Here is a 10,381-nt window from a genome sequence, read left to right as displayed (position 1 = left end):
CAAGGCGCCCTGGTCTGCGCTCGCGTACACTGACCCTTGACTATAAACCCGGATGAGACGCGTTGGGGAGAAAATGATCGATGGCGAATGCGGTAGTGCTACTGAGCGGTGGGTTGGATTCGGCAACCGCGTTGGCGATCTGTCGCGAGGCTGGATTCGTCGCGCATGCACTCTCGTTTCGCTATGGCCAACGCCACCTTGTCGAGTTGGACGCAGCGGCGCGCGTGGCCGAGGCGCTCGGCGTCGCCGAGCATCTGATCAGCGAGATCGACCTGCGGCGTTTCGGCGGCTCGGCGCTGACCGCCGAGATCGCGGTGCCGAAGGACCGTGACGCGCAAGCCATGGCCGAGGCTATCCCGATCACCTATGTGCCGGCGCGCAACACGGTGTTCCTGTCCTTTGCGCTGGCCTGGGCCGAGGTGCTTTCGGCCAACGATATCTTCATAGGCGTCAACGCGCTGGATTATTCGGGCTATCCGGATTGTCGCCCCGAGTATATCGCCGCCTTCGAGCGCATGGCCAATCTGGCCACCGCAGCGGGCGCCGAGGGCCGCCAACATCTGCGCATCCATGCGCCGTTGATGACCCTGACCAAGGCCGAGATCATCCGTCGCGGCCATGCGCTCGGGGTCGATTACGGGCTTACCAGCAGTTGCTACGATCCCGGTGCCGATGGCCGCCCCTGCGGCCACTGCGATTCCTGCCAGTTGCGGGCCAAGGGCTTTGCCGAAGCCGGGCTCGCCGATCCGCTGTGGCAGCGGTTCGCGGAGTCGGACTGATGGCCGAACGGCTCTATTATCAAGCCGCCGCCTCGTTCGAGGCGGCGCGCCGCGTCGCCGTACTGCCACAGGGGCATCGCGCGCGTCGCCTGCATGGTCATGGGTTCAAGGCGCGTGTTCTGGCCGAGCTGCCGCCCGCTTGGGGCGGTTTCGACGGCGCCGAAACCGAGGCACTGACCGCAGCATTGGGCGACAGCGTCGAAGCGTTGGATTACACCGATCTCAATGAACAACTGGCGGTGCCGACCGACGAGCATCTAGCGGCCTGGGTGCAACAGCAACTGGAGCACCGGCACGCGCTGCCGGGCATCGTCCAGATCGGCATTCAGAGCACCGCCGAGCAGGGCGTCGAGCTGCGCCTTGGCGCCGATGACGCAGGCACCAAAACGCGATGCGCGCATGTCTGGCGCCGCTTCCGCTTCGAGGCCGCGCATCGGCTAGTGAATGTGCCGCCCGACCATCCGTGCGGCCGCATGCATGGGCATGGGTTCGAGGTCATTCTGCATGCCGAGCAGGAACTGGCGCGGGAGTCGAACGCGCTTCCCGGCGCTGCCGCGCACATGGGTATTGATTACGACCAGCTCCGCGCGCTCTGGGCGCCGCTGCATGCCGAACTCGACCACTGTTGCCTGAACGATCTACCGGGGCTAGAGAATCCGACCAGCGAACTGCTCGCAGCCTGGATCTGGCAGCGCCTCAAGCCCAGAGAGCCGGCGCTGTCCTTGGTCAGTGTGTACGAGACCGCCACCGCTGGTTGTCATTACGATGGCCAGGACTATCGTATCTGGAAGGAGATGCGCTTCGAGGGCGCGTTGCGCCTCGGACGGGCGCCGGTCGGTGATCCGCGCCGCCGTCTGCATGGGCATAGCTATCTGCTGCGCCTGCATCTCACAGCGCCCTTGGATGCGGTGCTCGGCTGGACCATCGATTACGGCGATGTGAAGGCGCTGTTCAAACCGGTCTATGCGCGCCTCGATCATCATGAGCTGAACGGGCTGATGGGGCTTTCCGACCCCAGCACCGCGCGGCTCGCCTGTTGGATTCGCAAGGCCATCGCCGAGGCGCTGCCGCAAGCGGATCGGCTCGAACTCACCGAGCGACCCGGTTGCGGTGTGTTGCTGTGCTGGGAACGCGCGCGCTGAGGGGCGAATGGGGAGACGACGCCTTCACAACGACAAGCGGCGCAACAAACGGCGGCGGTGCTACCGCTCTGAAGGCCAAGGCTGATGCCGTCCGTCTACCAGGTCAAGGAGGTCTTCTATACGCTGCAGGGCGAGGGCGCGCGCAGTGGCCGCGCGGCGGTGTTCTGTCGCTTTGCCGGCTGCAACCTCTGGTCAGGTCTGGAGCGCGATCGCGCAACCGCGCGCTGCGACTTCTGCGATACCGACTTCCGTGGCACCGATGGCCCCGGTGGTGGGCGCTTCGAGAGCGCTGAGGCACTCGCCGAGCAGATCCTGCGGCAGTGGCCAAGGCGGGAGAAGGGGCGCGCCGATGGGGGCTATGTGGTCTGCACCGGTGGCGAGCCGCTGTTGCAACTAGACGCGGCGCTGATCGAGGCCCTGCATGCGCGCGGGTTCGAGGTCGCGGTCGAGACCAACGGCACGCAACCGGCACCGCCCGGGATCGACTGGCTCTGCGTTAGCCCGAAGGCGAACGCGCCCTTGGTAATCGAGACCGGCGATGAACTCAAGCTGATCTTCCCGCAGCCAGCGGCTCCACCGGAGCGTTTCGCCCAGCTCGACTTCGCCGAGTTCTTGCTGCAGCCGATGGACGGCCCAAGGTTGGCCGAGCATACCCGGCAGGCGCTCGCCTATTGCCAGACCCATCCACAATGGCGGCTCGGCCTACAGCTGCATAAGTTACTCGGGATTCCCTAGCCGCGCACGCGGGACACGCAGACGCGGGGCTAGCTGTCGCTACCTGCCGTGCTTGAAGGCTGCTTGGTCGCGGCCAGACTGGGTTCTGCGAGTTTGCCGGCCTTGGCCAAGGCCGTGCGCAGCTTGTCGCCGGTACCGGCGGGAACGAGGACGAGATGCGGGCCGCCTGGCAGGGTCTTGCCGCGCTTCAGGCCCGGATTCAATTGCTTGAGCTGAGTCACCGTGACCCCGCAGGCCTGTGCCGCCTGCGCGAGATCGATCTGTTGCCGCGCCTCGACGATCTCGAGGCGCGGCTGATTGGCGATCACCGGCATCTCCAGGCCATGCGTCTCGGGCTCACGCATCAGCGTGGCGATCGCGAGCAGCTTTGGCACATAGTGCTCGGTCTCGGCGGGCAGATCGAGCGACCAGAAATCGGTGGGTTTGCCGGCGGCTCGGTTCGCGCGCTGCGCGGCGCGCACGCGGCCCGGTCCGGCATTGTAGCTGGCCAGCGCCAGCGCCCAGTCGCCATCGAACGCTTGGTTTAATTGCCGTAGATAGGCGATGGCCCCTCGGGTCGAGGCCAGGATGTCGTTGCGTCCGTCATACCAGCTATTCTGTTTCAGACCCATCTCGATGCCGGTGTAGGGCATGAACTGCCACATGCCGGTCGCGCTCTTCGGCGAGATGGCCTGCGGGTTGTAGCGGCTCTCGATCTCGGGCAGCAGGGCGAGTTCGGCAGGCAGGCCGTGGCGTTCCAATTCCCCGAGGATTAGATGCAGATAAGGTCGCGCTCGGCGAGTCAGATCCGTGAGATAATCGGGGTTGCGTTTAAGTGCGCGCAGCGCGCGCTCGACACGTTCATGATGCGTCACGCCGAGGCGACCCCCATGCCGGACCCGATCCCAGAGATCATCGCCCGAGCCCGCGAAGCGATGCCGTTGGCTGCTGCCTGTCTCCTGCGCCCGGCCGATGACCCGGACATCGACGGCGGGTCTCACATAGCCATATTCACGGGCCGAGACGGAAAAACTTTGCGGAGCGGTGCTGTCTTCACCGGTGGGCTGAGTCGCGCAGCCGCTCAGTAGAAGGATTAGGCTGGAGGCGGAATAGGCGAGCAAAGGGGTGCGGAGAGCACTTGGCATAAGAGATTACGCAGCAGCTGGAATGTGAAGATGATGCGCTTTGTTCTTATTTTGATGCGCTTAGCGGCCAAAATATACGGGAAACCCCGAAGGGGTGCCAGTTGTTCGCGTCTTCCCCTGGGGGCGAGCGGGCGATGAGATCCTGCTCACAGCAGGATGGTGAGCCGTTTGAGGTGCTCGCTAAGTGGTACAAGACGCCGATCGGCCGTCGGGTGGCATGCGCCGAGAGCGCCTGCGTCGAACGGATGATCGAGAACTCATTCGGTCACTTCTTGGTCCAAATCGGCTGTGGCGGGCAGTTCGGCGATGCGCTCGAACGCAGCCGGATACGGACTCGAGTGATTCTCGGCGAGCGCTCCTGTGCGCATTGGGACGGTGCTCCCTTGTGCGCCCGCGCGAATGAATTGCCGCTCGCGGCAGCCAGTGTCGATGCAGTGCTTCTGCCGCATACACTCGATTTCGTAGCGCATCCGCAGCCCGTGCTGCGTGAAGCCGAGCGGGTCTTGATCCCGGAAGGGCGCATCCTGGTTATTGGATTCAATCCGCTCAGCACCTGGGGGGTCATGCGCGGGATGTTCCGCCCTTCGCGTATTCCCTGGTGCGGTCACCAGTTAACGGCGTCTCGGCTCGGCGACTGGCTTGATCTGCTTGGGTTTCAGCTCGAGCTGCGTGAATGGCTGCTGTTTCGGCCACCGTTGCGTTCGGCCTATAGCAGCCGTCTCGATTGGCTGGAGCAAGCAGGGGCGCGCTGGTGGCCGATATTCGGCGGCGTTTATGTGATTCGGGCGGTGAAGCGAGTGAGTCTTTCGACGCCTATTCGCCAACGCTGGAAGCGTCGCCCAGCCTTTTTACCTGGAGGAGCGATGAAACCCACCACTCGCGAGAGCAACCATGTTCGATAGCCGTTCAGCAGAGGCTGCGGGCCAGCATCAAGCGCCCGCGCCAACACCGGAACCAAAACAGGCGCCAACACCGACACCAGCGGTCGAGGTGTTCACCGATGGCGCCTGCAAGGGCAATCCGGGCCCGGGCGGCTGGGGGGCCTTGCTGCGCTATGGCGCGCACGAGAAGGAGCTGTTCGGTGGTGAGGCACAGACGACGAACAATCGCATGGAGCTGATGGCGGTAATCCAGGCACTGGAGGCGCTTAAGCGCCAGAGTGAGGTGATCCTGACCGTTGACTCACGCTATGTCCGCGATGGCGTCGAACGGTGGATGAAAGGCTGGAAGCGCAACGGTTGGATGACCAAACAACGCACCCCGGTCAAGAACAAAGACCTCTGGCAACGTTTGGATCAGGCGCTCGCCGGCCATCGAGTGCGCTGGCACTGGGTGCGCGGTCATAGCGGGCATGCCGAGAACGAGCGTGCCGATCAGCTCGCTAACAAGGGCATTCCCAGGGACATTTCAACGCGAGGCTGAGCCTCGTTGACGCGGGAGCGAACCGATGCGACAGCTGGTACTGGATACCGAAACCACCGGACTCGAGCCGAGCGAGGGACACCGAATCATCGAGATCGGCTGCGTTGAGGTGATCGAGCGGCGGCTCACCAAGGCCAATTTTCACCGTTATCTGCAACCGGATCGCGAGATCGACGCCGGCGCGGTCGCGGTGCATGGGATCTCGAATGCCTTCCTCGCGGATAAGCCGCGCTTTGCCGACCTCGCCGAGGAACTCATCGCGTATCTTCGCGGCGCCGAGCTGGTGATCCATAACGCAGCCTTTGATATCGGCTTCCTCAATCACGAGTTGAAGCAGTGGCGTGGCGATGCGCCGCGCATCGAGGATCTGTGCACGATCGTCGACACCCTGGGCTTGGCGCGCCAACGCCATCCAGGGCAGCGCAATAGCCTCGACGCTCTCTGTCGGCGCTACGAGATCGATAACGCGCACCGAGATCTGCATGGGGCATTGCTCGATGCCGAGATCCTCGCCGATGTCTACTTGGCGATGACCGGTGGGCAGGTGGCACTAGCGTTCGGGAATGAAGCGGGCGGCAGTCAGCAAGGTGGGCGCGCTGAGGCCGAGGTTCGCCCCCGGCGGCTCCGAGCGGATAGGCCCGCGCTGCGCGTGGTGCGTGCGAGCGACTCGGAACTCGAGGCGCATCACGATCGCCTGCAAGCGATCGGCGCCGCGAGCGCCGGTGGCTGTGTCTGGCCCCCTTGTATGTGACGATCAGGCCTGGTCTTGAAACGAGCCTTGGGGGGTTAATTGGAGCGTTGTTGATGTGTACTGGAGGGCGCGGAGCCCGCCATCATCTCGAGTGCTGGGAGGTTCAGCACCTCGACATGTTTGCGGTCGACGCGCAGCAGCCCATCTTCCTGGAAACGGGTGAAGAGGCGGCTCACGGTCTCGACCGCCAAGCCGAGATAGCTGCCGATCTCATGGCGCGACATGCTCAGGTAAAAGTCGGTCGGCGACAGACCGCGCTTGCTCAAGCGGCTGGACATGCTGGTGAGGAAGGCCGCGAGCCGTTCTTCGGCGTTCTTCTTGCCGAGCAGCAACAGCATGTCCGCATCCTGTCCGATCTCCTTGCTCAGCAACCGATACATCTGGTGTTGCAGCGAGGGGATCGAGGCTGCCAATTCCTCGAAGCGCTGGAAGGGCACCTCGCAGATAGCTGAGGTCTCGAGCACCTTGGCCGAGCAGGCATGGCAGGACTTATCGATCGCGTCGAGGCCAATGATCTCGCCGGGGAGATGGAAGCCAAGCACCTGTTCGCCGCCTTCCTCGCTCGGCGCATAGGTCTTAACGGAGCCGGTCTTCACTACGTAGAGCGAACGGAAGCGCTCGCCACCGCGGAACAGATGATCACCACGATGGAGTGGCCGGGAGCGCTTAATGATCGAGTCGAGTCGTTCGATATCTTCCTGCGCCAAGCCCATGGGTAGGCAGAGCTGCGAGAGAGAGCAGTTCTTGCAGGCGACTCGAATCGTGTCGAACGAGATTACTTTTCGCTGAGTCAAGGCAAGGTTCCAGTGTGTGGTTTGATTGTATTCTGCAACTCAAGTTGACATGCATCAAGCGTCAATATGGTTTACATACACGCGCGCTGCACAGTGTAATTACCGGTTGAGGATTCGCGGTGATCGCTTGCACGGCTACACCCGTCTACAGGGGCGACGTGACATGGCATGACAGGAAAGGCATGACAGTTTCGGCCCCAGCTTGGCATCAGCGTTCCTGATGCACCTGCGTGCATCAGCCGAGCGTTCAGCAGGCGGAGCGGTACAACAGCGAGTTGTGGGCCCGCACCGAGTCTCTAGGGGGGCTTGGCGTTGTTATCCCGTCAATGCAATATAAAAAGCCGCGCCGAGGCGCGGCTCAAAGAGCAGCAATAACGGACCGCTACTTACTTATTTTGTTCAGAAGACGGTGCGGAGGGTCCCCTTGGGGCGCCCTGGGGCATGCCGTAAGGAGCGCCGTAGGCGGCAGGTGGGCCATAGGCCGGAGGGGCGCCGTAACCGGGAACGCCGTAACCGGGAGCACCGTAACCGTAGCCAGGAGCGCCGTAACCATCGCCGTAGCCGCGACCGTAGCCATAGCCGCGCCCGCGGCCATAGCCGCGGCCACCGCCGCTTGCGCTCATGTTGAAGTCGCCGTAGCCGTCACCGACCATATCGCTGAACATGTCGCCCATGCCGTCACCCCAGCCGTTACCATAGCCAGGACCGCCGTATCCAGGGCCGCCATAGCCAGGACCACCGTAGCCGGGTCCCCACCAGGCCTGAGCCGCGCCCATCGAGAAGGCCGCACTCGTGGCGATGGCAGTGATGCCCACAACCTTTGCAAACTTGTTCATTTGGTGATGCTCCGAAGGGTGGTGAATCGATCCATCTCGGATCGCACGGTGTGCTTGCGTCTGGCCCGCGTCGAGCCGAGCTGGAGGTCCGCAGAGATAACGAACGTGGCCGAGTATACGTGCCGGCCCGGAGCTTGTGAAGGGCGTGCCGGATCAGAGCGCGAATTGTGAGGTCGAGGCCATTTTGCTACCGTGAGAGGGGTATCCTATCCAGACCCAAGTCGTCTGCCTGTACAGGTCATGCCCAAGTATATTTTCGTTACCGGCGGCGTCGTCTCGTCGCTCGGCAAAGGTATTGCGTCCGCCTCCCTCGCCGCGCTGCTCGAAGCGCGCGGTCTCGAGGTGACCATGATCAAACTCGATCCCTACATCAATGTCGATCCGGGCACCATGAGCCCGTTTCAGCATGGGGAGGTCTATGTCACCGATGATGGCGCCGAGACCGATCTCGATCTCGGTCACTACGAACGCTTCCTGCGCACCCGCATGGGGCGCAACAACAACTTCACCACCGGCCAGATCTACGAGCGCGTGATCCGCAAGGAGCGCCGCGGTGACTACCTCGGTCGCACGGTGCAGGTGATCCCGCACATCACCGATGAGATCAAGAAGGCGATCCGGCTCGGCGCCGGCGATGCCGACATCGCCATCGTCGAGATCGGTGGCACTGTCGGCGACATCGAGTCGCTGCCGTTCCTCGAGGCGATCCGCCAGATGCGCGTCGAACTCGGGGTCGACAACGCGCTGTTCATGCATCTGACGCTGGTGCCCTTCATCCCGGCCTCCGGCGAGATCAAGACCAAGCCGACCCAGCACTCGGTCAAGGAGCTGCGCTCGATCGGTATCCAGCCCGACATCCTGCTGTGTCGGGCCGAACGCGATCTGCCCGACGAGGAGCGGCGCAAGATCGCGCTCTTCACCAATGTCCCGGAGCGCGCGGTGATCTCGGCCATCGACGCCGATCACATCTACCGCATCCCGATGCTGCTGCACGCCCAAGAGCTGGATGCGTTGGCGGTGCATCAGTTCCGGCTCGAGGTGCCCGAGGCCGATCTCACCGAGTGGCAGGGGGTGCTGGACGGGCTCGAGCATCCGCGCGAGGCGGTCACCATCGGCATGGTCGGCAAGTACATGGGGTTGACCGAGGCCTACAAATCGCTCTCCGAGGCGTTGATCCACGCCGGCGTGCATACCTGCACCCGCGTCAAGATCCGCTACCTCGACGCCGAGGAGATCGAGACCCAGGGACCCGCGTGCCTCGACGGATTGGATGCGGTGTTGGTGCCTGGTGGTTTCGGCGAGCGCGGGATCGAGGGCAAGATCGCGGCGGTCGGCTATGCGCGCAAGCAGCGCATCCCCTACCTGGGCATCTGTCTCGGCATGCAGGTCGCCGTGATCGAGTACGCGCGCAACGTCGCCCGGCTCGAGGGCGCGCACAGCACCGAGTTCCTCGCCGACACGGCGCATCCGGTGATCGCCCTGATCACCGAATGGCAGAGCGAGCAGGGCAAGCGCGAGACGCGCAGCGCGGACTCCGACAAGGGCGGCACCATGCGCCTCGGCGGACAGTACTGCCGCCTGGAGCCGGGCAGCCTGGCGCGTGCCACCTATGGCACGCCGCAGGTGCGCGAGCGCCATCGCCATCGTTACGAGTTCAACAATCGCTACTGCGATGCGATGAAGGATGCCGGCATGCGCTTCTCGGGCTGGTCGCTGGACTCGCGCCTGGTCGAGATCATCGAGATCCCGGACCATCCCTGGTTCGTCGGCTGCCAGTTCCACCCCGAGTTCACCTCCACGCCACGCGACGGCCACCCGCTGTTTCGCGGTTTCCTCGAGGCGGCCCTGGCCTATCAACAGCGGCAGGGGCGCCCGTCGGCCAAGCTGGATGAGCAGTCAGAACCACGCCGTGCCGAAGGGGCGCAGGAGCTGGTCTGATGCAGCTCTGTGGCACCGAAGTCGGCCTCGAGCATCCGCTGTTCTTGATCGCCGGGCCGTGCGTGATCGAGAGCGAGACGCTGGCGCAAGAGACCGCCGGTCAGCTCAAGGAGCTGACCGATCGGCTGGGCATCCCGTTCATCTATAAATCGTCTTTCGATAAAGCCAATCGCTCCTCGATCGATGGCTTCCGCGGCCTCGGCATCGAGGCTGGCCTGAAGATATTGGAGGGGGTGCGCGAGCGCATCGGCGTCCCGGTGCTGACCGATGTGCACGAAGACACGCCGCTGGACGAGGTCGCGGCGGTGGTCGATGTGCTGCAAACGCCCGCGTTCCTCTGTCGGCAGACCAACTTCATCCTTGCGGTGGCCGCGCAAGGGCGGCCGGTCAACCTCAAGAAGGGCCAGTTCCTGGCACCTTGGGACATGCTGCGAGTGGTCGAGAAGGCGCGCTCGAGTGGCAATCCGCAGTTGATGGTGTGTGAGCGCGGAGCCAGCTTCGGGTATAACAACCTGATCTCGGACATGCGCGCCCTCGCCGTGCTGCGCGAGACCGGCTGCCCGGTGGTCTTCGATGCGACCCACTCGGTGCAACTACCAGGCGGCCAGGGCCACAGTTCCGGTGGCCAGCGCGAGTTCGTGCCGGTGCTCGCCCGCGCGGCGGTCGCCGCTGGTGTGGCCGGCGTCTTCATGGAGACGCATCCCGATCCGGCCCAGGCGAAGAGCGACGGACCCAATGCTTGGCCCTTGCCGCTGATGGCCGAGCTGCTCGAGACCCTGATCGGGCTGGACCGCTTGGTCAAGGCCCAAGGGTTGGTGGAGCAGCGGCTCTCGCGTCACCGCTGACCTCACCATTGGCAA

At 64.0% G+C, this 10,381-nt stretch carries 11 protein-coding genes; 8 read left to right on the top strand and 3 right to left on the bottom strand.

The window, feature by feature from the left end; translation table 11 throughout:
* The first annotated feature begins 80 nt into the window (after positions 1–80).
* The 3 genes from queC to queE all read left to right on the top strand — a co-directional run bounded on the left by queC (position 81) and on the right by queE (position 2,656).
* On the top strand, positions 81–779 hold the full coding sequence (gene queC / locus CCR82_RS03485; protein WP_201243971.1) for a 7-cyano-7-deazaguanine synthase QueC: 699 nt from the start codon (positions 81–83) through the stop codon (positions 777–779).
* A complete protein-coding gene (locus CCR82_RS19465) occupies positions 779–1,921 on the top strand; it encodes a 6-pyruvoyl trahydropterin synthase family protein (RefSeq protein ID WP_201243969.1) in 1,143 nt (380 codons plus the stop codon). Before queC ends, CCR82_RS19465 begins: the two co-directional genes overlap by 1 nt.
* Before the next feature lie 84 nt (positions 1,922–2,005).
* Positions 2,006–2,656 (top strand): 7-carboxy-7-deazaguanine synthase, encoded by a 651-nt coding sequence (gene queE / locus CCR82_RS03475; RefSeq protein ID WP_201243967.1) that lies wholly within the window; start codon positions 2,006–2,008, stop codon positions 2,654–2,656.
* A gap of 29 nt (positions 2,657–2,685) precedes the next feature.
* On the opposite strand, the gene CCR82_RS03470 is transcribed toward queE, so the two are convergent.
* Positions 2,686–3,780, bottom strand: a complete 1,095-nt coding sequence (locus tag CCR82_RS03470) for a transglycosylase SLT domain-containing protein (protein ID WP_201243965.1) — start codon at positions 3,778–3,780, stop codon at positions 2,686–2,688.
* A 134-nt stretch (positions 3,781–3,914) separates the two neighbouring features.
* On the opposite strand from CCR82_RS03470, the gene CCR82_RS03465 reads away from it, so the two are divergent.
* From CCR82_RS03465 to dnaQ, 3 genes are read left to right on the top strand one after another with little or no spacing between them, the layout of a single operon-like run.
* Complete coding sequence (locus CCR82_RS03465; RefSeq protein ID WP_201243964.1) at positions 3,915–4,682, top strand: class I SAM-dependent methyltransferase; 768 nt, start codon at positions 3,915–3,917, stop codon at positions 4,680–4,682.
* Positions 4,672–5,202 (top strand): ribonuclease HI, encoded by a 531-nt coding sequence (gene rnhA, locus CCR82_RS03460; RefSeq protein ID WP_201243963.1) that lies wholly within the window; start codon positions 4,672–4,674, stop codon positions 5,200–5,202. Before CCR82_RS03465 ends, rnhA begins: the two co-directional genes overlap by 11 nt.
* 25 nt (positions 5,203–5,227) lie before the next feature.
* Positions 5,228–5,953 carry a DNA polymerase III subunit epsilon gene (gene dnaQ / locus CCR82_RS03455; RefSeq protein WP_201243962.1) on the top strand — a complete coding sequence of 242 codons (726 nt, stop codon included), beginning with the start codon at positions 5,228–5,230 and terminating at the stop codon, positions 5,951–5,953.
* A gap of 35 nt (positions 5,954–5,988) precedes the next feature.
* Here the strand turns inward: dnaQ and CCR82_RS03450 are convergent, their stop codons facing one another.
* Entirely contained in the window at positions 5,989–6,747 is a 759-nt protein-coding gene (locus tag CCR82_RS03450) for a fumarate/nitrate reduction transcriptional regulator Fnr (protein WP_201243961.1), read from the bottom strand.
* A gap of 386 nt (positions 6,748–7,133) precedes the next feature.
* On the bottom strand, positions 7,134–7,583 hold the full coding sequence (locus CCR82_RS03445; protein WP_201243960.1) for a sulfur globule family protein: 450 nt from the start codon (positions 7,581–7,583) through the stop codon (positions 7,134–7,136).
* A 240-nt stretch (positions 7,584–7,823) separates the two neighbouring features.
* On the opposite strand from CCR82_RS03445, the gene pyrG reads away from it, so the two are divergent.
* Positions 7,824–9,521, top strand: a complete 1,698-nt coding sequence (gene pyrG / locus CCR82_RS03440; protein ID WP_201243959.1) for a CTP synthase — start codon at positions 7,824–7,826, stop codon at positions 9,519–9,521.
* Positions 9,521–10,366 (top strand): 3-deoxy-8-phosphooctulonate synthase, encoded by an 846-nt coding sequence (gene kdsA / locus CCR82_RS03435; RefSeq protein WP_201243958.1) that lies wholly within the window; start codon positions 9,521–9,523, stop codon positions 10,364–10,366. The genes pyrG and kdsA overlap by 1 nt, the downstream gene beginning before the upstream one ends.
* Positions 10,367–10,381 lie beyond the last annotated feature (15 nt).

Source organism: Halochromatium salexigens, assembly GCF_016653295.1.
Taxonomy (GTDB): domain Bacteria; phylum Pseudomonadota; class Gammaproteobacteria; order Chromatiales; family Chromatiaceae; genus Lamprobacter; species Lamprobacter salexigens.
The sequence above is the reverse complement of the archived record's forward strand: the minus strand, read 5'-3'. Positions and strand labels throughout refer to the sequence as shown.

Bases quoted from the DNA above. Each gene is read 5' to 3' on its own strand.
- queC (WP_201243971.1), top strand. From the start codon at position 81: ATGGCGAATGCGGTAGTGCTACTGAGCGGTGGGTTGGATTCGGCAACC.
- CCR82_RS19465 (WP_201243969.1), top strand. From the start codon at position 779: ATGGCCGAACGGCTCTATTATCAAGCCGCCGCCTCGTTCGAGGCGGCG.
- queE (WP_201243967.1), top strand. From the start codon at position 2,006: ATGCCGTCCGTCTACCAGGTCAAGGAGGTCTTCTATACGCTGCAGGGC.
- CCR82_RS03470 (WP_201243965.1), bottom strand. From the start codon at position 3,780: ATGCCAAGTGCTCTCCGCACCCCTTTGCTCGCCTATTCCGCCTCCAGC.
- CCR82_RS03465 (WP_201243964.1), top strand. From the start codon at position 3,915: ATGAGATCCTGCTCACAGCAGGATGGTGAGCCGTTTGAGGTGCTCGCT.
- rnhA (WP_201243963.1), top strand. From the start codon at position 4,672: ATGTTCGATAGCCGTTCAGCAGAGGCTGCGGGCCAGCATCAAGCGCCC.
- dnaQ (WP_201243962.1), top strand. From the start codon at position 5,228: ATGCGACAGCTGGTACTGGATACCGAAACCACCGGACTCGAGCCGAGC.
- CCR82_RS03445 (WP_201243960.1), bottom strand. From the start codon at position 7,583: ATGAACAAGTTTGCAAAGGTTGTGGGCATCACTGCCATCGCCACGAGT.
- pyrG (WP_201243959.1), top strand. From the start codon at position 7,824: ATGCCCAAGTATATTTTCGTTACCGGCGGCGTCGTCTCGTCGCTCGGC.
- kdsA (WP_201243958.1), top strand. From the start codon at position 9,521: ATGCAGCTCTGTGGCACCGAAGTCGGCCTCGAGCATCCGCTGTTCTTG.